26 protein-coding genes and 2 pseudogenes are annotated in these 26,616 nt (G+C 40.1%); 10 read left to right on the top strand and 18 right to left on the bottom strand.

Translation table 11 applies throughout. The features are described from left to right. Positions 1-88: 88 nt before the first annotated feature. Positions 89-550 (top strand): META domain-containing protein, encoded by a 462-nt coding sequence (locus tag B9T25_RS03800; protein WP_086187158.1) that lies wholly within the window; start codon positions 89-91, stop codon positions 548-550. 118 nt (positions 551-668) lie between these two features. After that, positions 669-1,193, top strand: a complete 525-nt coding sequence (gene msrA / locus B9T25_RS03805; protein ID WP_086187159.1) for a peptide-methionine (S)-S-oxide reductase MsrA — start codon at positions 669-671, stop codon at positions 1,191-1,193. Positions 1,194-1,261: 68 nt separating this feature from the next. On the opposite strand, the gene B9T25_RS03810 is transcribed toward msrA, so the two are convergent. The 5 genes from B9T25_RS03810 to B9T25_RS03830 all read right to left on the bottom strand — a co-directional run bounded on the left by B9T25_RS03810 (position 1,262) and on the right by B9T25_RS03830 (position 4,950). Beyond that, positions 1,262-1,666, bottom strand: a complete 405-nt coding sequence (locus B9T25_RS03810; RefSeq protein ID WP_086187160.1) for an ExbD/TolR family protein — start codon at positions 1,664-1,666, stop codon at positions 1,262-1,264. Next, positions 1,666-2,289 carry a MotA/TolQ/ExbB proton channel family protein gene (locus tag B9T25_RS03815; RefSeq protein WP_086187161.1) on the bottom strand — a complete coding sequence of 208 codons (624 nt, stop codon included), beginning with the start codon at positions 2,287-2,289 and terminating at the stop codon, positions 1,666-1,668. The genes B9T25_RS03810 and B9T25_RS03815 overlap by 1 nt, the downstream gene beginning before the upstream one ends. Positions 2,290-2,309: 20 nt before the next feature. Then, a complete protein-coding gene (locus B9T25_RS03820; protein WP_086187162.1) occupies positions 2,310-3,095 on the bottom strand; it encodes a TonB family protein in 786 nt (261 codons plus the stop codon). Positions 3,096-3,303: 208 nt separating this feature from the next. After that, positions 3,304-4,170, bottom strand: coding sequence for a formyltetrahydrofolate deformylase (gene purU / locus B9T25_RS03825; protein ID WP_086187163.1), 867 nt, complete (start codon positions 4,168-4,170; stop codon positions 3,304-3,306). Positions 4,171-4,239: 69 nt separating this feature from the next. After that, positions 4,240-4,950: a TetR/AcrR family transcriptional regulator gene (locus tag B9T25_RS03830; protein WP_086187164.1), complete on the bottom strand. Its 711-nt coding sequence runs from the start codon at positions 4,948-4,950 to the stop codon at positions 4,240-4,242. Positions 4,951-5,067: 117 nt separating this feature from the next. On the opposite strand from B9T25_RS03830, the gene B9T25_RS03835 reads away from it, so the two are divergent. The 4 genes from B9T25_RS03835 to B9T25_RS03850 all read left to right on the top strand — a co-directional run bounded on the left by B9T25_RS03835 (position 5,068) and on the right by B9T25_RS03850 (position 8,940). Beyond that, positions 5,068-6,516, top strand: a complete 1,449-nt coding sequence (locus B9T25_RS03835) for a coniferyl aldehyde dehydrogenase (protein ID WP_086187165.1) — start codon at positions 5,068-5,070, stop codon at positions 6,514-6,516. Between the two features lie 161 nt (positions 6,517-6,677). Then, positions 6,678-6,914 (top strand): 50S ribosomal protein L28, encoded by a 237-nt coding sequence (gene rpmB / locus B9T25_RS03840; RefSeq protein ID WP_086187166.1) that lies wholly within the window; start codon positions 6,678-6,680, stop codon positions 6,912-6,914. Positions 6,915-6,926: 12 nt separating this feature from the next. Further along, entirely contained in the window at positions 6,927-7,082 is a 156-nt protein-coding gene (rpmG, locus tag B9T25_RS03845; protein ID WP_001205031.1) for a 50S ribosomal protein L33, read from the top strand. 139 nt (positions 7,083-7,221) lie between these two features. Beyond that, positions 7,222-8,940, top strand: a complete 1,719-nt coding sequence (locus B9T25_RS03850) for a cation:proton antiporter (RefSeq protein ID WP_086187167.1) — start codon at positions 7,222-7,224, stop codon at positions 8,938-8,940. Positions 8,941-8,990: 50 nt separating this feature from the next. Here the strand turns inward: B9T25_RS03850 and B9T25_RS03855 are convergent, their stop codons facing one another. The 13 genes and pseudogenes from B9T25_RS03855 to B9T25_RS03915 all read right to left on the bottom strand — a co-directional run bounded on the left by B9T25_RS03855 (position 8,991) and on the right by B9T25_RS03915 (position 21,475). Beyond that, positions 8,991-9,269, bottom strand: coding sequence for a hypothetical protein (locus B9T25_RS03855; protein WP_086187168.1), 279 nt, complete (start codon positions 9,267-9,269; stop codon positions 8,991-8,993). A 104-nt stretch (positions 9,270-9,373) separates the two neighbouring features. After that, positions 9,374-9,877, bottom strand: coding sequence for a DUF6586 family protein (locus tag B9T25_RS03860; protein WP_086187169.1), 504 nt, complete (start codon positions 9,875-9,877; stop codon positions 9,374-9,376). Positions 9,878-9,984: 107 nt separating this feature from the next. Then, positions 9,985-10,312 (bottom strand): annotated as a pseudogene (locus tag B9T25_RS03865) (ASCH domain-containing protein). Between the two features lie 43 nt (positions 10,313-10,355). Beyond that, the gene (locus B9T25_RS03870; RefSeq protein ID WP_086187170.1) at positions 10,356-10,634 is read right to left on the bottom strand and encodes an RNA recognition motif domain-containing protein; all 279 of its coding nucleotides are present in this window, start codon (positions 10,632-10,634) and stop codon (positions 10,356-10,358) included. A gap of 99 nt (positions 10,635-10,733) precedes the next feature. Further along, positions 10,734-12,722, bottom strand: a complete 1,989-nt coding sequence (locus B9T25_RS03875; RefSeq protein WP_086187171.1) for an ATP-dependent helicase — start codon at positions 12,720-12,722, stop codon at positions 10,734-10,736. 417 nt (positions 12,723-13,139) lie between these two features. Beyond that, positions 13,140-14,282, bottom strand: a complete 1,143-nt coding sequence (locus tag B9T25_RS03880) for a glycerate kinase (RefSeq protein ID WP_086187172.1) — start codon at positions 14,280-14,282, stop codon at positions 13,140-13,142. Between the two features lie 82 nt (positions 14,283-14,364). Then, positions 14,365-14,937 (bottom strand): HdeD family acid-resistance protein, encoded by a 573-nt coding sequence (locus tag B9T25_RS03885; RefSeq protein WP_086187173.1) that lies wholly within the window; start codon positions 14,935-14,937, stop codon positions 14,365-14,367. Between the two features lie 130 nt (positions 14,938-15,067). Further along, on the bottom strand, positions 15,068-15,826 hold the full coding sequence (locus B9T25_RS03890; protein WP_086187174.1) for a hypothetical protein: 759 nt from the start codon (positions 15,824-15,826) through the stop codon (positions 15,068-15,070). 33 nt (positions 15,827-15,859) lie between these two features. Beyond that, a pseudogene (locus tag B9T25_RS03895) lies at positions 15,860-16,840 on the bottom strand (NYN domain-containing protein). Positions 16,841-16,937: 97 nt separating this feature from the next. After that, a complete protein-coding gene (topA, locus tag B9T25_RS03900; RefSeq protein WP_086187175.1) occupies positions 16,938-19,577 on the bottom strand; it encodes a type I DNA topoisomerase in 2,640 nt (879 codons plus the stop codon). Positions 19,578-19,613: 36 nt separating this feature from the next. Continuing rightward, positions 19,614-20,063 (bottom strand): ammonium transporter, encoded by a 450-nt coding sequence (locus B9T25_RS03905; protein WP_086187176.1) that lies wholly within the window; start codon positions 20,061-20,063, stop codon positions 19,614-19,616. A gap of 70 nt (positions 20,064-20,133) precedes the next feature. Then, positions 20,134-21,132: a hypothetical protein gene (locus tag B9T25_RS03910; RefSeq protein WP_086187177.1), complete on the bottom strand. Its 999-nt coding sequence runs from the start codon at positions 21,130-21,132 to the stop codon at positions 20,134-20,136. A 97-nt stretch (positions 21,133-21,229) separates the two neighbouring features. Beyond that, positions 21,230-21,475: a SlyX family protein gene (locus tag B9T25_RS03915; RefSeq protein WP_086187178.1), complete on the bottom strand. Its 246-nt coding sequence runs from the start codon at positions 21,473-21,475 to the stop codon at positions 21,230-21,232. Between the two features lie 33 nt (positions 21,476-21,508). On the opposite strand from B9T25_RS03915, the gene B9T25_RS03920 reads away from it, so the two are divergent. The 4 genes from B9T25_RS03920 to B9T25_RS03935 all read left to right on the top strand — a co-directional run bounded on the left by B9T25_RS03920 (position 21,509) and on the right by B9T25_RS03935 (position 26,547). Next, positions 21,509-23,401 (top strand): ATP-binding cassette domain-containing protein, encoded by a 1,893-nt coding sequence (locus tag B9T25_RS03920; protein ID WP_086187179.1) that lies wholly within the window; start codon positions 21,509-21,511, stop codon positions 23,399-23,401. A 201-nt stretch (positions 23,402-23,602) separates the two neighbouring features. Then, positions 23,603-24,364 (top strand): 3-oxoacyl-ACP reductase, encoded by a 762-nt coding sequence (locus B9T25_RS03925; protein WP_086187180.1) that lies wholly within the window; start codon positions 23,603-23,605, stop codon positions 24,362-24,364. Positions 24,365-24,466: 102 nt separating this feature from the next. Further along, positions 24,467-25,402, top strand: a complete 936-nt coding sequence (locus B9T25_RS03930; protein WP_086187181.1) for a lauroyl acyltransferase — start codon at positions 24,467-24,469, stop codon at positions 25,400-25,402. 38 nt (positions 25,403-25,440) lie between these two features. Beyond that, positions 25,441-26,547 carry a glycosyltransferase family 4 protein gene (locus B9T25_RS03935; protein WP_086187182.1) on the top strand — a complete coding sequence of 369 codons (1,107 nt, stop codon included), beginning with the start codon at positions 25,441-25,443 and terminating at the stop codon, positions 26,545-26,547. Positions 26,548-26,616 lie beyond the last annotated feature (69 nt).

A 26,616-nucleotide genomic window follows, 5' to 3' on the forward strand; every position in this document is an offset into this window, starting at 1 on the left:
TAAAATAAAAAAACATACATTTAAAACTAGTTAATTACATCTTTTTTTGCTTAATATAGAAATCTAAATTAAAAAATGAGACATGAATATGTTAAAAAAATTATTCGCGATCAGCATCATTGGTGTAACTATTGCTTTTACAGGTTGTGAGACAGTACCAAATGCATCTTCGACCATTGAAACTGCAAACTTAATTCAATTGCAAAACAAAACTTGGATTGCAACACATATTGGCAATACCGAAATTAAAACAGCACCTACCGCACACAATATCCCAAGCTTACAATTTGACGCGACAACAAAACGTGTGAGTGGCGCAGATGGCTGTAATCGTATTATGGGCAGCTATGAAGCAGGACGAGATACCTTAGTCTTGAATCAAATGGCAGGAACAAAAATGGCATGTTTAGACAACAGCAATGTCTCTCAAAGATTTAACCAAGCATTAACTCAAGTGGCGAACTATCAAGTATTTGGTAAAACACTCAAATTGCTTGATCGTCATGGCAATGTCCTTGTCCAATTAAAAAGTTCAATTCAGCCACGCTAAATAGCAGATATAAAAAGCCTGTTAATTCAGGCTTTTTACTTTTAATCATAGATAAAAACATTGTAGCTTCATAAAAAGTCCCTATATTAAAAACAATAAACAAATACAGGATAAAACCATGCAACAAGCATTATTTGGTGGTGGATGTTTTTGGTGTGTCGAAGCCATATTTTTACAGCTTAAAGGTGTTCACAAAGTCGTCAGCGGTTATGCGGGCGGTCATACTGACAATCCCAATTATGACGATATTTGTCGGGGTGACAGCAACCATGCAGAAGTCATTTTGATTGATTATGATGAGACACAAATTAGCTTTGAACAACTTTTAGATGTGTTTTTTACCACCCATGATCCAACCACGTTAAATCGTCAGGGCAATGACATTGGCACACAATATCGCTCAGTGATTTATTACCTTAATGATAAACAGCAGCAACAGGCTCAACAGATCATTGATCAACTCAAAGCTGATGGCTTAAATATTGTGACTGAACTTAGCCCTGCACCTAAATTTTACCCTGCTGAAGAATATCATCAGAACTTTTTTGCCCGAAATCCATCACAAGGTTACTGTAACTTTTCCATCCCACCCAAATTAATGAAATTACGCAGTAAGTTTCAAAGCCTACTTAAGTCCGAATAAGGGCTATTTTTGAGCAAATTTCAGCGATAAAAAAAGCGACCTTTAGGTCGCTTTTTTAAATAATCAAATTAATTATCACTAAGGAAAGCAATATCACTGAGCCCGGCTTCGCTCGCACGTGACATGACTTGTGCCACAGTATCATAACGTGCTTCTTTGTCTGCACGTAGTTGAACTGTTGGCTTACGTTCAGCTTGACCCGCTTCATTCAAACGAGTTTGTAATTCATCTAAACTAATCACTTCGGCATTCCAAGCGACTTCACCATTGGCATTAATACTGACGGTGATGGCTTTAGGTGGCGGTTGAGTAATTTCCGCTGTGGTTTTTGGTAAGGTTAATGGAATTGATGGGTTAGCAACGGTTGCTGTCACCAAAAAGATGATCATCAATACCAACATAATATCGATGAGTGGAATGAGATTCATCTCATTCATGCCTACATCGTTGTCTTCGCCCAATTGAAAACCCATTAAGCTTGACCTCCAACTAAATTATCCGAAGTTGCTTTCACTTCTACTTTTTGTGTAGCAGAATCTTGTTGCAACATGGTATCAATTAACAAGCCGTGTGCTTGGTCTTGTAACTCATGCGCTAAACTACGGTTAGCACGCGCACAAATGTTATAAGCAAGTACTGCAGGAATAGCGACTGCCAAACCTAAACCAGTCATAATCAAAGCTTCACCCACGGGTGTTGCCACTTGTGCCAAACCAGCTTGACCACTTTTACCGACCGCAACTAAGGCATGAAAAATACCCCAAACGGTACCAAATAAGCCGACAAAAGGTGCCAGAGAAGCAATCGTACCTAAAACGGCAACGCCTTTTTCCGCATTGGCTTTTTCAGCAGAAATTTGACGCAATAAAGCTTGTTCTGCAACAGCTTTACGCTGTTCAAAATTCAAAGGGGCAAATTTTGCTTTTAACTTGCTTAACGCTTGAGAAAGTTGAGCATAAGCTTGTTGCTTCAGTTGGCGAGTCCCCATCAAACGTAAAACGAAGATCGTCCATGTCGTAATCGACATTGCCAATAACACGAAATACAGTGTTTTACTCACTGCATCGGCATGTTGCCAATAAACTGAAAAGTTCATACTCGAACTCCTAATAAATGTTAGCCGTGTGGATTCAATGTCAATTCAAATGGTTGGTCAGCACTAATTGGATAAGCCACGCCATTTTCTTTGTACGGTTTGAATTTGGAACTACGCACTGAGCGTAAAATTTTGTCATCTAAAGCAGCAACACCACTTGAACGTGCAATACGTGCAGAGGTAATCACCCCTTTCTCATTCGCTTCAATATGCACGACCACAGTACGCGTTTGACCGTCTAAATCTTTATTGTTATATGACGGTTTAGGCGAACGACTCCATTGCACACCCGAACCACCAATCGATACACTTTTTGGAGATGGTGGTGTAGCAGGTTGGGCTGGAGGAGTATCAGGTGTTCGGGTCACGACTGGTGCAGATTTAATCACTTTAGTTTCAGAAACAGTGGTCGTTACAACAGGAGATGGTGTCGGTTTGGCATCAACTGGTTTTACAACGGGTTTTGCTGTTTCTGCTTTTTTAACTTGTTGAACTTTCTCGACCTTTTTTGGCGGTGGCGGAAGTTGCTTTTCCACAATTTTAACTTGTTTTACTTCTTTAGGCTTCGGCTTTTCTTTTTTCGGTTCAGCTTTAGGCTTTGGAGGTAAAGCTTTTGGTGGCTCTTGAATTTTAACAAAACGGACTTGTAACGGTTCTTTTTCAATCGGTTTGAGTTCAGGGGTCTTCATTTGCCCCACCGCCCATAAAACGCCCATATGACCGACCATCACCGCAATAAGTGCGGTGATAATTTTCTTTTTCATCGGGCTGGGAGTTTGCATATGTAGAGCAGAAGATTGACTCATTAAAATCAGTTACCTAATTCAAGCGATTGTAGATCAATAAAGACTTCAACAATCAAACTCATCGGTTAGTACAATTAAAGCAATGCAATAATAAATGAGAAGTGTTTTCATTTGCAACTATTAATTGGAAAGTTTTAATGAGTTTTTTGAATCAAAAACAAAAAAGGCATGCCTAAAGCATACCTTTTGAGTCGATCATTTTAAAAAATTATTGAAAAACAACCGTCTTATTGCCATCCACAATAATACGGTCTTCAAGATGCCATTTCACCGCACGTGCCAAAACATTACGCTCTACATCCTGTCCAAGTTCACGTAATTGATCAACGGTAAAATCGTGATTGACCCGCTCTACATCTTGCTCAATGATTGGACCTTGATCCAGATCAGCCGTCACATAATGAGCTGTCGCACCGATCAATTTCACCCCTTTTTCATAAGCTTGCTTATAAGGATTTGCACCGACAAAGGCAGGTAAAAATGAATGATGAATATTAATAATCTTCATTTCCCATTTAGAAACAAAGCTTTCACTTAAGATTTGCATATAACGTGCAAGTACAAGTAGGTCATTACCTTGCATAATTTCATCAATTTTTGCGTAAGCTTCTTCTTTATTGTCTTTATTCACAGGGACAACAACAAAAGGAATACCAAAATTTTCAACTGATTCGCGTAAATCTTCATGATTTGACACCACAGTGGTAATTTCACACGGTAAACCGCCACGCGCATGACGCCACAACAACTCAAGCAAAGCATGATCGACTTTCGAGACTAAAACACCAACTTTTTTAACATCGCTTACCAATGCCAAACGCCAATGCATGTTATAGCGCTCTGCAACATTACTCGCAAAAGTTTGAGTTAAATTTTCTTTACGACTTTGTAAACCATCCAGTTCAAACTCAACACGCATGAAATAACGCCCACCCTGAGCTTCAGTCGCGTATTGATCAAGTGCGGTAATATTTGCTCCTTGATGATACAAAAAGCTCGATACAGCTTGCACGATCCCTGGTTTATCCTCGCAAGTAATCAGTAAACGTGCCGTGTTAGCAGTGCTCATATTCATGTTGGTTTATATCACTAATCAGTTAAATTGAAAAACAAGCCGAGCATTCTAACGCTTTTTTAAGGCTTTCTAAATAGGCGATGTAGCATCGTGATTTTTACTTGAGGATAAACTCTCAAAAAGCTCTGAAGGACCTAGCGTTTCAAGCAAATGTTCATAAGTTTGACGACTTTCACCACGCAAATATGCCCCTTCTAGGAACACCATTTGACGTAATGCCTGCCAAACCCACTTTTCTTCTAAAGTATTTGAATCGGTAATATGACCCGACATATATAAGAAGTTGGTCCAGTTGGTCAAAACAATCCACAAGTTAATAATTAAGGCCTCAATTTCCGAGTCCGTCATTTGCATTAACCCTGCATTTACAAAGGCTTTATAAATTTTCTGCCCCTGCTGCATCACCTGACCGGCAAAACGTGGATACATTTTTCGAAAATCTTCATTATTTTCAACCAAATGATAAACATCACGATGCAAAAAGCGATAAGCCCAAAGCTGACTGCTAAGCACTTGAAAATAGCGAATTTTATCATTAGCATCAAGTAAGCGCTCATCTGGTAATGCAAGCATTTCCAAAGTTTCTTTTTGATACTGCTCCATCAATTCTTTGATAATTTCGTTTTTATTACGAAAGTGGTAATACAAATTACCTGGACTCATATTCAGTTCTGCAGCAATATGATTTGTTGTTACAGAACGTTCGCCACGCTCATTAAACAACTGTAAGCTAAGCTGTAAAATACGTTCTTTGGTTTTTACCGTTTTGGAGTGAGACATCCTAAAGTAACCATTCATTCAATAGGTTAGCGAGCTAACGCATAAAGTAACTTGACAGTTTAGAGCTTTTACTCTAAAAATTAAATTAATCGCTTTTTCTTTAATGGTAATTAAGTCATGAACAGTCAAACAAAAATAACTTCAATGACACCACATTCTTTTGACATTCAGCACTTACATGATGTGCTAGAACAACAAAAATCTGCCTATCAACGCCATCCTTTACCAACAGCAAAGGAACGCATTGACCGTTTAGCACGTCTAAAGCGTATCTTAGTTAAGTACCAAGATCAATTTGCCGAAGCAATTAACCAAGACTATGGTAACCGTTCTATTAGCGAAACCAAAATCGGCGAGCTACTTACCTGTCTTGAACATATTAAATATTATAGCAAGCATTTGACCAATTGGATGAAACCTTCGAAACGCCATGTCGGAATTATTCATCAACCAGCAAAGGCTTGGGTTCAATATCAACCTTTAGGTGTAGTCGGCATTATTACCCCTTGGAACTATCCTTTATTATTGTCTGTTGGTCCTCTCATTTGTGCAATTGCGGCTGGTAACCATGCCATGATCAAAATCTCAAGTGCATCAAGCCAGTTTGGTCAGGTTCTTGAAAAAGCGCTCAATGAAGCATTTCCAATCGAATTAGTCGCAGTCTTCAATGGTGGCGGACAAATCTCCGATGCTTTTAGCCATTTAGCCTTCGATAAAATTATTTTCACAGGTTCTACCGAAATTGGCAAAACAGTCATGGCCGCAGCAGCGCAAAATTTAGTGCCTGTCATTTTAGAACTCGGTGGGAAATCACCTGTATTGGTTCACCCTTCTATCGATTTACAAGATGTTGCGCAGCGTCTGGCTGCAGGTAAATTATGGAATTCAGGACAAACCTGTGTTGCACCCGACTATATGTTCTTACCTAAAGGCAAAACGGCTGAATTTATAGAGCACTATAGTACGTATGTCTCAGAAATGTACCCAAATATTGAATATAATCAAGACTACACCTCTATTATTAATGACAAACAATACAATCGCCTACAAGGTTATTTAGAAGATGCCCGCAATCAGGGTGCTAAAATTATTGAAGTTAATCCTGCACATGAAAATTTAAGCTTAGTTCGAAAAATTGCACCAACTTTATTGACTGGTGTAACCACAGACATGCTGATTATGAAAGAAGAAATTTTTGGTCCTATTCTGCCTATTCTAGAATATGATCAAATTGACGATGTTATTGCGTTTATTAATAGCCGTCCTCGTCCACTTGCATTATACTACTTCGACTTTGATCAAGCGCGTGCTGATTATGTCGCACAGCGTACTCATTCAGGGCATTTCGGACAAAACACGGTTTTGACCCATGTTGCACAAGATGACTTACCTTTTGGTGGGGTCGGTGCTTCAGGTATGGGGAAATACCATGGTCCAGAAGGTTTCTTCAGTTTGTCACATGAACGGTCAGTGATGTCTAATCCTAAGCTGTATAGCTTAAAATTTATTCTTCCACCGTTTAACAAGCCGATTCATCGACTAATTTCCAAGACCCTTCTTCGATAACTGATCAAGGCATGAGCTATCACACATAATCATGCTGCGTTTTTATTAAATTCGCTTGTCTTTTAAGCGTATTTTTGGTATAAAACGCCCCTTGAATGATTTCATCCGTTTACTTTTAATGACTAGCGCACAATCGGTGCCGTCTAGCAATGGAGTTCACCATGTCTAAGGTTTGCCAAGTTACCGGCAAGCGTCCTATCGTTGGTAACAACGTATCGCACGCAAACAACAAAACCAAACGCCGGTTCGAGCCGAACCTGCATCACCACCGTTTTTGGGTAGAAAGCGAAAAACGTTTTGTACGTCTTCGCCTAACCACTAAAGGTATGCGTATTATCGACAAATTGGGTATCGAGAAAGTTCTTGCGGACATTCGTGCTCAAGGTCAAAAGGTCTAAGGAGTCTGAACCATGCGTGATAAAATTCGTCTAGTTTCTTCAGCTGGTACAGGTTATTTCTATACCACTACTAAGAACAAACGTACTATGCCGGAAAAAATGGAAATCAAGAAATTTGATCCAAAAATCCGTCAACACGTAATTTTCAAAGAAGCTAAAATTAAATAATTTTTGCTTTTTAAAAAAACGACCTTTTGGGTCGTTTTTTTTGCATTTTTTTTGCCCGACTTGGTAAACTTTAAAATAATCTTTTGGCATTTTTTGTGCTTGTCCTTTTTACCCTTAACATAGGCTTAAGGAGTTTTTAGTGCCTCATGACATAGATCTGATTATATTACTGGCCGTTGGCTTTGGACTTGCGCTTGTTTTTGGCTATATTGCCGCTCGTATGCGCCTCCCCCCCCTTATTGGCTATCTCATTGCTGGGATTATTATTAGTCCAAATACGCCCGGCATCGTCGCAGATATGCATCTTGCCAACCAACTGGCTGAACTTGGGGTCATGTTCCTGATGTTTGGTGTTGGAATGCACTTCTCCTTAAGTGATTTAATGCAGGTACGTCGCATTGCTTTACCTGGGGCGATTTTACAAATTGCTGTAGCCACCTTACTGGGAATAGGTGTCTCCATGATGTGGGGCTGGAGTTTTGGTTCCGCCTTAGTTTTTGGTTTAAGTCTTTCCTGTGCCAGTACTGTCGTTTTACTCAAAGCCTTAGGTGATCGGGGTTTACTCAACTCAGTCAATGGAAAAATTGCCGTGGGCTGGTTATTGGTTGAAGACTTGGTTATGGTTCTGGTCTTGGTTCTCCTACCTGCCACAGCAGTTTTACTGGGTGGAACTCCTATTGCAGGATCAGACCCTGCTGAAAATACCTGGATGACCTTAGCAATCACCTTGCTTAAAGTGACTGGTTTTATTGCCTTTATGTTGATTATTGGCAAACGCTTAGTCCCCTTTATTATGCAAATTGTGGTGCGTTTAGGTTCACGTGAACTCTTTACCCTAACGGTAGTTGCTGCGGCGGTCTCTATTGCTTTTGGCGCCTATAAAGTTTTTGGCGTATCGATGGCACTCGGTGCATTCTTTGCCGGTATGGTGGTGAAAGAATCGGACTTTAGTCACCGTGCTGAAGAAGAAACTTTACCACTACGTGAAATTTTCTCCATTCTATTCTTTGTTTCTGTCGGCATGTTGTTCGACCCCAAAATTTTGATCGAACAACCGCTGCATGTACTTGCAGTAGTTGGCATTATTATGATTGGTAAAACTATTGCCGCTATGGCACTGGTGCTGTTTTTCCGCTACCCAATCAATACGGCCTTAACCGTAGGTGCAAGTCTGGCACAAATTGGCGAGTTCTCCTTTATTCTGGCAACTTTGGGGGTGTCTCTACAACTCTTATCACTTGAAGGTCAAAACCTAATTCTTGCTGGCGCCCTGATCTCGATCACCTTAAATTCTTTTGTATTTTCTGCGATTGAACCTATTCAAAACTGGATTCGAGAGCGCTCGCATTTGGCGCGTTTACTCGAACGTAGTGGTGATCCGCTCTCTATGCTGCCAGATGAAGTCTCTCAAGACTATTTACGCGATCAGGTGGTTATTGTCGGGCATGGTGAAGTCGGGCGTCATATCACCAAAACGTTAATGGCTCAAGATATTAAAGTGGTGATTGCAGAAGAAAACCGAGAAATTGTTGAAAATTTACGTGAGAAAGGGATTGCCGCGGTTTCTGGGCATGCTACCGAAGCGGGTGTACTAATTCAGGCACATATTCAACATGCACGTTTACTGGTGTTATCACCTATGGATATTTTAGATATTCATAAAATTGTCGATATTGCCAAGACATTGAATCCGCAAATTCAGGTGCTTGTCTGTGCCGAAAGCAAGGAAGAAGCTGAAGTGATTCGTCGTGAAGCGATTGGCGAAGTTTATTTTGCCAAAGAAGAAATGGCGAAAAATATGACCAATCATATTCTCAATCAAATCCAGATTGCGCATCATCAAGATCCGACGCATTAATTTTAATCCATAAAAAAACGCACTCTTTAGTGCGTTTTTTTATTAAGAAATCAACTCAAATATTTAGGTGGCTCATCGATAATTTCTGCCTGCCATTCATTCATTTGTTTTTCCATTAAAGCATATAAAGCAGCTTGCACCATATGCTGTGCAATCACTGGCATCTGATCACCCAACAGCGTCTTCACTTCATCATTAAAATGAATTTTAACTAAGGGTTCTTTTTCAGAGCCTGCATTTCGCAATGCCAACTCGCCACCTTCAAGTTGAACCAATTCTAAAATCGCTTCTTGATTACCAAATAATTCTTTCAACTGTTCTATAGACATATATCCTCCATGTTCAACATGGTGGCAAAGGCTGCTGCACTTTGCATTGCGTAGACTATTTATATAAGGTCAATGCTAAAAACTTCAAGAGCAGATCACAAAGATTAAAACTCAACCATTTCGTTACGAAAACCATCAATCAGCTGGGTTAAATCACGATGCCATTCACGCAAAATTTTGCTATCAGGCAACCAAGCTTGTGGAGTTTGCGTCACTTTAATAATTAAATTTGATGATGTTTCATTTTCTGGTTCTGGCGCACTCGGTTCAGGTGCATATTGACACATACGATATGCACGCTTTAATTCTGCAATGAAACCGTGTTTTGCCAATTGCTGCATTACCGTAACTTCCGGAGAAACTTGTCCTTTTGCAGCCATATGTTCTTCAATAGACTTTAAAGTGGGTGCCAAGTCATTTAAACGATAATAACGCACCAATTCTTGTAAAAAAGCCAATACTGCACCATGCAAGTGAAAGACTGCTGCTTCACGATGTGCTTGTACTTGTTGAATATGTTCAATTTGCTCTGCTTGTTGACATGAAAGACGTGCAAAATACAGTTTTTGATTGGTACGGTCAGCATGGAAGCGAGCAACACGAGACATAGTGATATTCCTAAATTTTGGCATTTTTTACATAACTAAGATTAAACTTTATTTGAATCAATTCACAATAAGAATTATGCATGATCCATTTCAATTAAATAGATTTTTCATTTTGCAGGCACTTCAATCTTGCCCTTGATGGAGCGAACATTACTCAGCGACCAAGCAAAAATCTTCTGCCAATGATGAGCACACGCAGCTTCAATTTCATTGGGCTGCCAAACATGGACTGATTTGACATCGACTAAAAGCCACCGCGACACCCGACTCTTCATCAGCAGCATGCTTTAAATAATGTTGATTTTCGACAATCAGTAAATCTTTTAAGGGGAGTTGGTCAGGTTGCCATGAGCGAACTTCTAACGTTTTCATACCCTGCACGATACGCATAGCATTGGGTGCAACAATGGACAGGGCTTGGAAATACCGTTTCATCAATATAAATCCATAAAAAAGGAGCCAAAGCTCCTTTTTATCTTTATTTTGCTTCTGACTTCACTTCAGCTTTCTCTTCGGGCTTATTTTCCGCCTGTTTTACACGAATACCATGTCCGTGTAAACGAAGCGTATTTAAGCCTTTAATCGCTCTCACTGCTTCACGACCATGTGGCATATCGACAAAAGCAAAACCTTTAGATTTGCCTGTTGCAGGGTCTAGAACCAAAGTACACGCATTCACAGTACCAAATGCTTGAAATAGCTTAAGTAATTCAGCTTCAGTTACTGTACGTTCTAAATTACGAACTAAAATTTTCATCTCACAACCTTTAAATAGGCAAAATCATCAAAAAGCACTCGCCTACTCGACTTTTTGAACTTCGCAATAAAAAAAACAAAATAACGCAATTGTTATAGTTTAATCGAGATCAATGCCAAAATCTAAATTAATCGATTGGCGTTCGATTAAAGCACTTTTTACCGTTTGTTGACGGGTTTTGTGATGGGTTTCCATGGTACACAAATTGCGGGTTAAATCATTAAGAAAATAACTTTCCACTTTACGCCCTTGTTCATCGACCTGATCACGCGCCCAAAGGTTTAAACTCTGCTTGGTCAAAATCAATTCATTTTGTGCGCGGGTCAATGCCACATAAAGCACACGACGCTCTTCTTCGACATCATCAAAACTGCCTTGCGCACGTGCATGTGGATATTGCCCCGCAGTGACATTGGCCACATAACAAACCTTCTGTTCTGTACCTTTGGCAGAGTGAATAGTGATCAGTGTGACCACATCATCTTCTGACTGGCGTTCAATTTCACTAATCGACACTGGATCGAGCACATATTCTTCTAAAAATCCACTGAGCTGTGAATGTTTCGATGCCAATTGTTTCACCAATTCAAAATCACCCTGACGGCGATTCCAATCTTTTTTATAATTTTCAGCAAGCTGTGTTTCAATGGCTTGAATGCCAAGACTGACCGACTCTTTGACTTCATGGCGCAAGACATTCATTTGCTTCATGATCAATAACGTCTGGGCAGGAATCCGAGCGAATTTTTCCAACTTTTCAAAAATACCATCCATATCGGCTTGTTGTAAAAGTTGTTGTGCTAAACGACTTGCACCCACATCACCCACACCATTCCACAGCGTCAAGAAACGCATCCACGCAATATCATCCAAAGGATTGGCAATCACTCGCAACAAACTTAATAAGTCTTTCACATGTGCAGTTTCAAGTAACTTCATTCCACCAATAAAACGGTAGGGCACATTGGCTTGAATACAGGCAGCTTCGATATGACGTGCGGCAAAACTTGAACGCACCAACACCATATGATCGCGCCATGCATTTCCAGCTAAGTAATGACGCTCTTTGATGTCAATTGCAATCCATTTTGCTTCATCAAACTCATTGGGGAAAATGTGCATTTTCGGCTTAACACCTTCACCACGATGCGCATCTAAGTGTTTGTCATATTTGATTTCACTTTGGTCAAGCAACCAATTCGACAAATCTAAAATTTCTTGAGTCGAGCGATAATTCTGTTCCAATTTAAAAATCTGCGCATCAGGTACACGCTCTTTAAAATGGTGAATATTTTCAAAATCTGCACCACGGAAACCGTAAATCGATTGCGCATCATCGCCCACACAGAATAGGCTCACTTTATCTTTTAGCGGCTCAAGTAAAGCCCATTGCAGTGGATTAGTATCTTGCATTTCATCGACCAACATGTGTTGGCAAATAGAAGAGACATAATCGACTAAGCCTTCAGATTGCTCTAGAGCTGAAGCTACGATTGCCAAAATATCATCATAATCCAAGAAGCTACGTGTACGTTTTCGTGCTTCGTACTCTTGCATCATTGTGGCAATTTGATCTTTAAATACAATATGTTCAGGATGTTGTTTTTCTAAAGCCACGCTCAGTTTTTGACGGGTATTTCGTGCAAAAGAATACAAATCACAAAGTTCTTTCGGTTTTGGCAGTTGATTCGGATTGTTTTTATCATCTTTACCGCGAATTAAACGAAACATCATGATCTGGTCATCACGGTCAATAATCGTGAATTGTTCCAAGCCGAATGCTTTGGGCATACGGCGCAATAAATACATACAAAAAGTATGAAAAGTCGATGCGCGTAAACCTTTGGCTTGGTCGCCCAAAGCCAACTCTACACGTGCAACAATTTCACTGGCTGAACGGCGAGTAAAGGTTAGAATCTGAATTTGATTGGCTGGCACACCTTGATCAATCAGATAGGCAGCACGTGCCACAATCGTTTTGGTCTTACCACAGCCTGCCCCTGCAAGCACCAAGCTATGTTTTGTTTCGGTGGTTGCTGCTTGCTTTTGTTGAGGGTTTAATTCATTAATCAGGGTGGCTAAACTCATGGTGTCTCATCGCGCTAGGTAGATGAATAGTTTAACAGAGCTATAGATAAATTATGAATTTTAGCCTGATGATCATGGCATAGTTTGACATATAACAAATGCGTCAATCAAAATAAACCATTACAGATCAATCATTACAACGACGATGGAATTAGCATTTATTTGAATCAAAGCAGTTTAAATCAACAAGAATGTCTGGATTTAATCCATACAATCTATCCAGACTTACTATGCAGATTTTTAATTTTAAAGAAAATTTGATACTAGACAAAACGGCATGAATGCCGTCCGTTGAATTGGGGGATAGGGACATCCCCCAATTCAACAAAGGATTTTTGTTACTTTTCATCCTTGAAAAGTACGGCATGACCTACGCAAAATTATTTAAGTTTATTGAGAATAATGTGGTCGTGATTGTTACGAAGTTAGCGCTAATATCCTAGCAATATTCTGACAAGTTCTTTCCAAATTCTTCTCTGCATGGTCTAAAGCTGTTTGTAAATCACACGCACCATCAACAATACCAAAAATCGCAGTAAAGCCTTCTGCATAGAGCTCCTCTATGCCCTCACCCACATAGCCTGCACAGGCAATCACAGGTTTATTCAATTGCTTCGCCACTTGTGCCACACCAAACGGTGTTTTACCCAATTTGGTTTGAAAATCAATGCCACCTTCACCCGTAAAAACATAGTCTGCTTGAGCAATTTTCTCAGCCAATTGAGTTTGCTCAATCACCAGTTCCACGCCTGAACGTATCTTTGCACCTGCAAATGCCATGAGACCAAAACCCAAACCACCCGCTGCGCCCGCGCCTGCTACATTTCGAATATTCAGTCCGAATTGCTGCTCAACCAAATCAGCAAAATGACTGAGGTTTTGATCAAGCTGTTTCACCATGTCAGGCGTTGCCCCTTTCTGCGCTCCAAACACAGACGATGCGCCCTGTTCACCACATAAAGGATTATTCACATCACTGGCAATCATGATTTCAACTTGCTTTAAACGAGCATCTAAAGCAGAAAGATCAATCTGATGAATTTGGTTTAGGTGCCCACCACCCACAGCAACTTCACCACCATCGATATCATAAAATTTCGCCCCTAAAGCCTGTGCCATACCTGCACCTGCGTCATTGGTGACACTACCGCCTAAACCAATAATGATTTTAGTAACCCCCAGATCTAAAGCAGCTTTAATCATTTCCCCTGTTCCCAACGTTGTGGTCAGCAAAGGATTACGCTGCGATTTTTCCAGTAGATGAATGCCATTGGCTTTTGCCATTTCAATCACAGCTGTTTGAGCATTATCAAGTAAACCAAAATAAGTTTGAACTTTTTGTGTCGATAACGGCCCCGTGACTTCACAAACAATCTGTTGTCCTGCCAATGCTGCCACCAAGGCGTCTACTGTTCCTTCACCACCATCTGCCATCGGTACATGAATAAAAGTCGCATCGCTAAATACTTTTTCAATTCCGCGTTGCATCGCCTGACAAGCTTGTTCAGCAGTCATACTTTCTTTAAATGAATCTGGTGCAAGGACAAAGGTTTTAGCCATAAGAGTTTATTTTTCTCGTTTGATTGATATCTATCATAAGCAATAAAAAAAGCGCATATAGCGCTCTTTGGTCGAATTTGAGTTAAATATCTGCGGAACTTTTCGGCACTTCTCTTTTAATATACGAGGCCAAAGTCAAATAGTTGATACCCTGAAATAAAATATCCACGGCAAGGAATAAACCCAGTACCCAGAATGGTGCATCAGGTGACATCAAAATAATGATCCCTGTGAGCAAGGTTAAAATGCCTGAAAACAAAGTCCAACCCCAACCCTGAAATGCACGAAAAATAAAAGCATTAAAAAGACGAATCACACCTGCAACAATCAACAAAATCGCTAAAATATTGGTCAGAACAATGGCTGTTTTGATCGGTGTGGTAAATGCATAATAACCTGCAACCAAATACAACACGCCAAACAATGCCCACAACCAACGAAAACCGCCATCAAAAATTTTGAATGCTGCAATGAAATGAATAATTCCCCCGATCATCATCAACGCGCCAAACAAAAATACCGCCGAGAGCGTTGCAAAAGGTAAAGATGCCAATAACACAATACCAAATAAGGTCAGCAAAATACCCAAACCTAAATACCACTTTCGATTTTCATGCAGCTGATGCCGAACTAAATCATTTCCTACTGTTTTCATGTTTATTCTCAAGTCTTTTGTTTAGGAAAAAATTTATTGTTGACTATTTTCAAGCTGTTGTCTGTTTAAAATCTGCATTTTTTATCCACACTACTTTTCAAAACTGTGGATAAATTCAGCGTTATCCACATTATTTTTTCCAACCCAATTCTATCGCTGTGATTTCATTAATCAACGTCTGTGCTAAATGATCTGGCATTTTGCTTTTGTCTATAGACACTGGAATATGCCCTGCCATAAGTTCAGCTTTGGCTTGTGGAAATAACGGCTGCTGATTTGGATATGCATAGCCAATTGGATACAGCGGCACGCCAGTTGCCAAATCATATTTGTCGGTCGCACCAAAAGCATGTAATAACTCATGTACCAATACGACTTTGTTTTGCTCTGCTTGTTTTTTTGAAGCAAATAAATTGACCGAACCAATTCGTCCATTTTGCAAGGCAGTGGAATGCTTTAATTCTTTGCTTTGTTTTGGATCATAATAATTTAAAAATAGCGTTACACTTGGTGAACCATCACGACTTTCATGCTGTTTCCACGCATAAAAACGGAATTTCAAACTCCATAAAATGCTATCGAGCATCGTTGCATTTTCAGGCACTTTAGGGGGCTGTTGTTTAAGCTCACGTCCCCTTTGGAAATAAATCGAAATTGGTTGCCCACGGTACTGAATCGACATTTGTTTCAAATAGTCTTGTACGTCGCTCAGGTCATTTACTGACAATTGCTGAATATATTGTTGCGTCGCCCCTTGTCCATCCGCATTCACAGGATGTAATAAAACAATGATAGGTTTATTCCAATCTTGGTTCTGGTCACGGTATGCATTGACTGCGACAATGAGTAAAATTATCAATAAACACAAAATTCGAATATTTTTCCACATTAACTCTTACCATCTTTTTGCATAATTTATGCCCTACACCATAACTTTATTTATTTTAATAAATTTCTTCTTACCAATAGCCTTAAATTCAAGCCATCCAGAATGGATAGATTCAATAACCTCTTCATAATTTCTAATGTTTAAATCTGTTTTCTTTAAATACTCCACTGCATCCTGAATATTCACCCAATCATTTTGCTCCGAATAATGATAAATAGCTTTTTGTACAAGTCGAATAAATGAACTAAAACTGCTTTTTCTTAAATACATTTGGCTACCCTGCATTTTAATTTCAAATACGCCTAATGCTTTTACCAAACCTGATAACTTATCATGACCATAATTTCGTGTATCAAAATCAGGTTTTACTGTGGTTATATATGTTCCTACTAAACCAAGATATGCCCACCCGCTATCATCTGAATTATCTTTAACAGCTTTATAGATCAGATTTAATGTAGCTTTATCTATTTGTTGTTTAGCCACTTCTTTTTCAATTGTTTCACTTTTTATTGGCTCTTTAACGCTGCTATCTTTTTTAAGTATTGAATTCTGTTTAATTTCTTCCTTTTCATCAAAGGTTAAATTTTCTACTGAAATAAACTTATCACATGCTTTTTTAAATGGCTCTGGAGTTGTTTTTCACCCAAAACCATAAACAATCAAACCATTTTCACGAATTCTTGAAGCTAAAGGGGTAAAATCACTATCGCTTGATACAATACAAAAGCCATCTAAAGCACCTGCATACAATAAATCCATAGCATCAATAATTAAGATCATATCTGTGGCATCTTTGCCTTTGGTATAAGCAAATTGCTGCACAGGGGTAATAGCATGAGGAAGTAAAACATCTCGCCAATTTTTCAGTGTTTCACTACTCCAATCCCCATAAACCCTTTTGACACTAGCAATTCCATATTTTGCGACTTCCTCTAATATTGACGAAATCGCATTAATAGATGAATTATCTGCATCAATTAATACAGCAAATTTTTTAGTTTGAACTTCCACTACCACCCCATTTCATAATATTTTTAAGCTTTTATATTCAAATGATTTTGCCATAAAAAATGCCGACTTTCGTCAGCATTTTTAAATCTTTCAATATTTAAGCTTCAGCCCATTTCCCATCTTGATAAACTAGACTCCACTTGGTCTGTTTACCTTCAGCATTTTCAGAACCAATATATTGCACTTGGTTTTTACGGCTGAATTTTACCAAGGTTGGATTCCCTTCAGGGTCAACATCTGGTGCTTGTAAAATGAATTGATATTTCGGATCAAGCTGATCTGCCACTGAGCGCAGTTCTGCTACTTTCGGTGCACGTGTTTCACGTACTTTCGGGAATTTGCTTGCTGCCAAGAACAAACCTGCCGCGCCATCACGAAGTACAAAGAAGTCATCATGCTTGGTTGAACGTAAGTGTTCCATTTTAATTGGATCGACACGTGGCGGTGCAGGTTGACCACTTTTCAAAACCTTACGCGTGTTGTCACAGCTAGTACAAGCAAAGTATGGCCCAAAACGACCGGTCTTCAATTGCATTTCACCGTCACATTTATCACACGGAATACTTGGACCATCGTAACCTTTAATTTTGAACTCACCTTCTTCAAGTTCAAAACCTTCACAATCTGGGTTATTACCACAGACATGCAATTTACGACCACCATCAATCACATAACTGTCCATTGCCGTTTCGCAAATTGGGCAGCGTTTTTTCGACATTAAATCTGCTGTTTCTGCACTATCATCATCCGACAATACCGCTAGCGACTCAACAGGAGTCAAATTCAATGTGCCTTTGCAACGTTCTTTAGGCGGCAAGTTATAGCCTGAACAACCTAAGAACACACCCGTCGTTCCCGTACGAATCTGCATCGGGCGGTCGCATTCTTTACAATGCACCGCATCCACTTCCACAGGCTGATTACGGCGCATACCGTTTTCACCTTGTGCAGTGGTTAAGCGTTTTTTAAAGTCACCGTAGAAATTATCCAGTAACTCTTTCCAGTTACGCTCACCATCCGCAACTTTATCCAGCTGACCTTCAAGATCCGCGGTAAATGCGTAATTCATCAAATTATTGAAATTTTCATCCAGACGATCGGTCACGATTTCGCCCATCTTCTCGGCAAAGAGACGACGGTTATCCAATTTCACATAACCACGATCTTGAATGGTAGAGATAATTGCCGCATACGTTGATGGACGACCAATCCCTTTTTTCTCTAACTCTTTGACCAATGATGCTTCAGTAAAACGTGCAGGTGGTTTAGTGAAGTGCTGAGATGGATCTAGTTTCTCAAGTTTAAGAACTTCACCAACTTTAACCGCAGGCAATAACACATCATCATCGGCTTTGTTTGCGCCACGTACTTTGGTAAAACCGTCAAATACCAAGGTACGACCTTTGGCTTTAAGTTCTACCCCATTGGCATCGACCAAAATCGTAGAAGATAAATATTCCGCAGATGTCATTTGACATGCTACAAACTGCCGCCAAATGAGATCATACAAACGCTGTGCATCACGATCCACACCCGCCAAGCTATCGCCTTTTAATGCAACATTGGATGGACGAATCGCTTCATGGGCTTCTTGCGCACCAGCTTTATTACCATATTTATTCGGTTTAGCTGGCAAATATTTTGCCCCAAACTCAGATTCAATATGATCACGTACCATGCTGACTGCATCATCACTTAAGAATGTCGAGTCAGTACGCATATAGGTGATAAAACCCGCTTCATACAAACGCTGTGCCATAGTCATGGTTTTCTTTACAGAAAAACCTAAACGCGTACTGGCCGCTTGTTGCAAAGTCGAAGTGATATATGGCGCGCTTGGATTAACCTTGGTGGGTTTATCTTCACGAACAGAAACTTTATATTCCGCATCATTTAGAATTTTTAATAAAGCATCGGTTTGTGCTTTATTTTGCAGTTTTAAGGTTTTACCGCCTTGTTTCACTGCTTCTAGACGAATGTCATCGCTCGATGATTTGGTGTCTGCAAAAACTTGCCAGTATTCTTCAGGAATAAAAGCACGAATTTCACGTTCACGCTCAACCACCAATTTAGCTGCAACCGACTGCACACGACCTGCCGATAAACCACGGGCAATTTTTTCCCATAGTAATGGCGAAATCATAAAGCCCACAATACGGTCTAAGAAACGACGTGCTTGCTGTGCATTGACTTTATCAATATCTAAGCGAGAAGGATGTTTAAAGGCTTCTTGAATGGCATTTTTAGTAATCTCGTTGAAGACCACACGTTGATAACGTGAATCATCACCACCAATCACTTCTTTTAAATGCCAAGCAATGGCTTCCCCTTCCCTGTCCATATCCGTTGCGAGATAGATTTCATCGACTTGCGATGCCAGTTTTTTCAGTTCCGCAACCACATGCTCCTTACCTGGAAGCACTTCATAATGCGCTTTCCAATCGTGTTCAGGGTCTACACCCATACGATTGACCAAAGCCATTTGTGATTTTTCAGCTTTCTGTTCGTCGGTAAGTTTAGCGCGTGATACAGGTTTTTTTTCTGTACTTTTAGAACCACCCGTAGGTAGGTCACGGACATGCCCGACTGATGATTTTACAATGTAATCTGGGCCGAGATATTTATTGATTGTTTTCGCTTTTGCAGGCGACTCCACAATCACTAAGGCACGTTTTTTCGCAGCACTCGGTGATTTTGCTGTGGTGCTTTTGGATGTGGACCGAGGAGCGTTCGCCATAGTCAACCGTCATTCCTGTTTAAATAGGTATATAAATTAAAGTTCAGCCAAAGACTGTAAATAAGTTTTAATGCCATCTAACTGTGTTGCTCGAAGGTCTGATTCTTCATCCCAATAGAGTCCTACACAGTTTGCCTGCATATCAATAGCATAAATGCCCTTTAATGCAATGGGTAAAGCGTTAAACTTATCATCACCCTGCACAACTTTTAGCTTCTGATCTTCAACACGTGCACGCATAAGAGGCAAGCGAGCATCAGGAATTAAAACACTGTAATACGCAACCATACTGGCACGGCTTGAGGACGCCATTGGAATTTTAGTCCACTCTGGAGCCGCAACTAAACGTGGATGCAAGCCCATCTTGCGTGCTTTGTCACGCATCATTCCCAATGCTTTTTCTCGCGGACTAACGCGAAGACCCAAAATCGAGCCCAAAACAAAAAGAATAATGAAGCCAACAACCCAAATACCCGTATTTTCCATAGTACAACCTTTATATTCCTTTATTAGAGTTGCATAAGCTGAATATAAAACGCAAGTTACAGCGATGAAATTAATTCAAGAACATTTCATGACTATACAGCACTTCTGTGCCATCCCAATAAATATATCCTTTTTCAATCAATTCTTTAAGCAACAATCGAACATCCGATTTTGGGAAAATTTGTTCTAATAAATCACGTAAAGCATAAATATCTTTCGGCTTATCTGATTTTAATTCACGTAATTTACGCGCAATAACCACCTGAACGGGATCAATTTTCGAAAAGTTTTTAAATAAATCTTTTTGTGCATGATGAATTGTATTGAAATGCTCCAGCCCTTCATCGGACAACGCTTCCAGTTGTCGTTGCGCAAAGATTTCGGTTGTATTTGGTACTTTTTCTACAGAATTCACTGCATCTAAATCAAGTTGCATCCATTGTTTCAACACTTTTTTACGGAAGCTAATTTGCTCATCATAGCGTTTTACAATTTTTAAATTAATCAACAGACCAATAAGCGGCTGTACTTGTTCACTTGCCACTTGCAAAATATTACTCATCGAGTTTTTAAGTTTCTCAATCGAATTGGGTTTCCCTTTCATTTTCCCCAGTGCATCGCAATATTTTTTAACCAACAGCAGATTCGGTTTTTGCTGAATCGTCTCGACAGTTGGAATGTTATATTTTGAATTAAAAGAAGATTGCTCAGCCTGAACGTGAATAAGACTACAATTCATATCTGATGATTGCATCATATCAATTAAGATTTCACTGCTTGGCATGGCAGAAATGACTTCAATACAAATTTCAGGTTCTAACAAGGCAATGAGCTGTCCAACCACCACAGCATATTCAAATTCTTTTTGATCGACCTCTGCGGTTTCTAAAATCACCACTTGACCGCTGCTGACCCAACTTGAAAACTCAGTTAAATCTTCCAGTGAATATTCAAATTTTCCTGTGCAGTTAAATAAGTAAATCACAGCATAGTGTTGAATCATATCGCGCAACAGCTGTGCCGTTGGCATATTATTTTCAAGATCAAGAAGAACGACTTTGTTGGACATAATCTCAATAAACAAGTAAGCAAGCTTTGAGCCCGCATTAGAGCGAGCTTGGCTTAAAAGGTCAAATCAATTCGGCATAAGATTGCTAAATATTCAATTAATAATGCGGGGGACGGTCAGCCATTGGATCAAAAGCTGAAATTCCTTCGGATAAATCTGCACATTCAATTCGTTGATACAAAAACTGCATTTGTTTCTTTAAATCAGCTATTTCGGCATTTTGACGCGTGACTTGTTCATTCAATTGTTCAACTAAATCATCTAAAAATGTAATTCGCACTTGCAAATCTTCCAAGGGTGCGGAAAATGACGCCTGATCATTAAGATTTTTTTGTTTAGTCATTTTAAGTCCTCATTTTGGATTTCAGGAAACAGTATGGCCTATATTACGTTAAGGGATGTCCAACTCGCGTTTGGCGGACCGTCCCTGCTCGACGGCGCGAACTTTAATTTGGAACGCGGTGAACGAGTTTGTTTGATTGGCCGTAACGGTGAAGGTAAGTCTACTTTACTTAAACTCATTGAGGGAAGTTTACTACCAGATCGTGGTGAAGTTGCTATTCAAAATGGCATCACCATTTCCATGTTGGCTCAAGATGTACCCATGGACTCTGGTAAAGTTGCTGATATTGTTGCAGATGGTGCAGGTGAAGCAGCGACTGTGCTCAGAGCTTACCATGAAGCCAGTGATGCGTGTGTATTGGGCGATATGGACGCCTGTGACCGCATGGGCGAACTCCAGCACAAACTGGATCAAGTTGATGGTTGGGCTTTAGAAACTAAAGTGAATTCCATTTTAAGCAAAATGGGTCTTGACCCTGATGCTGATTTAGCCGATTTATCGGGTGGTCGTAAACGCCGTGTCCTTTTGGCACGTGCGCTTTTAACGCAACCTGACGTTCTTTTACTCGACGAACCAACCAACCATTTGGACGTTGAAAGTATTGAATGGTTAGAGAAATTCCTGCTCGACCAAAACAACTTAACACTGCTATTTATTTCGCATGACCGTTCATTTGTCGATAGCATTGCCACACGTATTGTTGAACTTGATCGTGGTACTTTGCGCAGCTATGAAGGTAACTATACACGTTATCTTGAGCTTAAAGCGATGCAGATGGAAGCTGAAGAAAAGCAAAATGCTTTGTTTGACAAGCGCTTAGCTGAAGAAGAAGTTTGGATTCGTCAAGGCATTAAAGCACGTCGTACCCGTAACGAAGGTCGTGTTCGTGCGCTGAAAGATTTACGTGAAGAATCAAAAGCACGTCGCTCACAGCAAGGTAAAGTGAGCATGGCGACTCAAGATGCCAATCGTTCAGGTAAATTGGTCTTCGATATTGAACATCTCAGTGTTGCTTTTGGCGACCAAGAACCAATTATCAAAGACTTCTCTGCATTGGTTTTACGTGGCGACCGTATTGGTTTAGTCGGTGACAACGGTGTGGGTAAAACTACATTGATTAAAGCCATTTTAGGTGAGATTGAGCATGGCGGTACTGTGAAAACAGGTACACAGCTTGAAGTCGCTTATTTTGACCAACTGCGTAATGCACTGGATCTTGAAAAATCGGTTAAAGACAACATTTCAGAAGGTACGGATTTTGTTGATGTAAATGGCGGTCGTCGTCATATTTACAGTTATCTTCAAGATTTCTTGTTCTCACCTGAACGCGCGCGTACCCCGGTAAAAGCCTTGTCTGGTGGTGAACGTAACCGTATTCTTTTGGCTAAACTACTGCTTAAGCCATCGAATTTAATCGTCATGGATGAGCCAACCAATGACTTGGATATGGTGACTTTAGAGCTATTAGAAGAAATGCTTGGTGGTTATAAAGGCACATTACTTCTGATCTCGCATGACCGTGCATTCATGGACAATGTCGTAACATCGACTTGGGTCTTTGATGGTAAAGGTCATATTGATGAGTACATCGGTGGTTATCAGGACTATCTAGAACAACGCCCTGATCAAACTGCTGTTGATCAAAAAAGTGATGTAAAAAAAGCACTCGCTAAAGCAGAAGCAGCTGTGCCAAAAAAAGCAAAGCTCAGCTATAAAGATCAGCGTGCTTTAGAGCAATTGCCTGCTGAAATGGAAGCTTTAGAAACAGAGCAAGCTAGCTTAAATGAAAAACTTGCTGATGGTTCATTGTTCGTATCTGATGCTGATACTGCTGCAAAAATTTCTGCACGTTTAGCTGAAATTGATGAGCTATTGCTGGAAAAGTTAGAACGCTGGGAAGCGTTAGAAAATCTTACCAAAGGTTAATTTAATACTTTAAAAATAAAAATGCCGTATTTAGATACGGCATTTTTATGGTCTGAGCTTGATTAAATTCGCCGATCTACCATCTTGTCCATCTATTTTTATCTTGCTTCAATCTTGATCATGTTTAGTTTGAAATTCTACTTTGGCTTTTTGAAAAAAATTTGCTAAGGTTCAACACAAATTTCAATGCAGACCTGAGCTATGCAAATTCGTGATCAAATTGTTTTAGTGACTGGTGGTGCACGCGGGTTAGGTTTAGCCATCAGCCAGATGTTGATTGCGGAAGGCGCGCGTGTCGCAGTGAACTATCTTTCTAGCAAAGCACAGGCTGAACAATTGGCACAGCAATTTCCAGATCAAGTCTTTGCATTTCAAGCTGATGTCACCGATAAAGTGCAAGTCATGCATCTATTTTCTGAAACTCAAAAACACTTCGGTTCAGCCATTACTTCGATTGTGAATAATGCACTGATTAGCTTTGAGTTTAATGGCGACGCTCGCCCTAAAGTAGAAGACTTAACCGCAGAAACCATGACACGCCAATTTAACGGTGCTGTACTGGCTGCTTTAAACACCACACAAGCAGCACTTGCAGATATGAAACAGGCACATTTCGGGCGAATTATTAATATTGGTACAAACCTCGTACAGAACCCTGTGGTGCCTTATCACGACTATACCGCTGCCAAAGCAGCCCTATTAGCTTTCACTCGCACCGCATCACAAGACTTGGGACAGTATGGCATTAATGTAAACATGCTGTCTGGTGGTCTGTTACAAACCACAGATGCCAGTAAAGCCACACCAGATGCTGTTTTCGAGATCATTGCAGCCTCTACGCCACTGCGTCGTGTGACCACGCCTGAAGAGTTTGCCTCTACCATCATGATGTTCTTATCGCCTTATTCACGTGCAGTGACAGGGCAGAATTTAATTGTGGATGATGGTTTAGTCAAAGGTTAAGTGCGCTGATAACGTTACCAGTGCCATACCGGCTTAACTTTCTCTTTCAATTCAGCTTCATGCTAAACTGAGCGCTATTTTTCAGTATTTGATTTCGCACTTATGAGTCAAAAGCCCGATTATCAACCTGGTACATTTCAATGGTCATTTCTGTTGCCACAATATTGGGGCATCTGGATGGGTATTATTTCCCTCATGATTTTGGCAATTTTACCGTGGGCGATTCAGCATCGTTTAGCCTCTTTTTTAGGCAACTTTGCATTCAATAAACTTAAATCACGTCGTCATACTACGCTTCGAAATTTAGAAGTTTGTTTTCCTGAATGGACAGCTGAACAACTTCAGGACAATGCTAAAAAAGTCTTTGTTGATCAAATGTTAGGAATTTTTGAAACCTTAAATGCATGGTACTGCCCAAAGTGGTTTAAAGATCGGGTCAGTATTGAAGGTTTAGAACATCTGCATCATGCACAAGCTGATGGCAAAGGCGTATTACTACTGGGTACACATTCCACATTATTAGATGCAGGCGGCTATCTGTGCTCACAATACTTTGAGCTTGGTGTGGTGTATCGTCCGCAGAACAACCCTCTGCTTGACATGCTCATTTACCGCTGCCGCGCCACTATTTATGATACTCAAATTGATCATGATGATATGCGGCACTTAATCCGAAAGCTTAAAAATGGTCATGCCATTTGGTATAGTCCAGACCAAGATTATGGTTTAAAACAAGGCATCATGGCACCCTTTTTTGGTGTACCTGCTGCTACAGTTACTGCACATCGTCGTTTACTTAAAATATCAAATGCAGTCGCAGTACCTTTGTATTTCTATCGCGATGGTGACATTAAAGACCCTCGTTACCATGTACTGCTTGAACCTATGGTCGATAGCATACCCAGTGACAATGAACTTGAAGATGCCACGCTTGTGAATAAAATTATTGAAAATCAGCTGCGCATCGCACCCACTCAATATATGTGGTTCCACCGTCGTTTTAAAACTCGCCCTGAAGGTTACGACAAAATTTACTAATTAAAAAACCACCTTTAAAAAAGTTGAAGAGAATACCAATGAAAATTATGCAACTTCTTCCTGAATTAAACAGTGGTGGCGTTGAACGTGGCACATTAGAAATTGCACGTGCACTGATTGCAGAAGGTCATGAGTCTATCGTCGTTTCAAATGGTGGACGACTGGTCGCTCAACTTGAAGCTGAAGGATCACAACACCTCACCTTAGCTATTCATAAAAAATCCTTATCTAGCCTTTGGCAAATACGACCATTACGCAAACTCATTCAGCAACATCAACCCGATATTGTTCATGTTCGTTCACGTGTCCCTGCTTGGTTAACGCATTTTGCCCTCAAAGGCATTCCTGTACAGCAACGTCCACATCTGATCTCGACTGTGCATGGTTTTTATTCGACCAATCGTTATAGTGCCATTATGACGCAAGCAGAAAAAGTCATTGCCGTGTCTGATAGCGTGGTGAAATATATTACCGAGCATTATAAAAACTGCCCACCTGAAAATATTGTCCGAATTTATCGTGGAATTTCACCGCAAGAATTTCCTCACGGTTACCAACCTTCTGCACTCTGGATCAATCAAAGCTTTAAAGATTTTCCGCAACTGGAAAATAAGTTTTTAGTTTGTCTGCCTGGACGTATCACGCGTTTAAAAGGACATGAAACTTTAATTGAACTCATGCAACAATTGCAAAATCAGTATCCAAATTTACATGCGGTCGTGGTCGGCGGCGCAGATGCTAAAAAACAAGCCTATTTAGAAGAACTGGAAAGCAATATTCAATCTAAAAACTTAAGAGATAAAATTACTTTTGTTGGTCATCGTTCAGATATTCGTGAATGGCTGGCGTTTAGCGATGTGGTGCTGTCTTTATCCAATCAAGCAGAAACTTTTGGACGTACCGCTTTAGAAGCTTTATCGGTGGGAACACCCGTGATTGGTTGGAATCGTGGTGGTGTGGCGGAAATTTTATCTCATCTTTACCCACAAGGTTTAATCGATGTGGGTGATCAAGCTGCATTATTACATGCCGTTCAGCAGCATATAGATGAACCTCAAAGTGTTGAACCCGTCACAATGTTTAGTTTAAAAGAAATGTGTGATCGAACAATTGATTTATATAAACATGTTTTAAATCTAGATTAAGTTTATTCAAACTCGTCTACTTTTATCTTTCTGTCATCTATAGAAGTAGACGGGTTGCGAAACACTCAA

This window comes from Acinetobacter sp. ANC 4470 (assembly GCF_002135335.1).
Taxonomy (GTDB): Bacteria; Pseudomonadota; Gammaproteobacteria; order Pseudomonadales; family Moraxellaceae; genus Acinetobacter.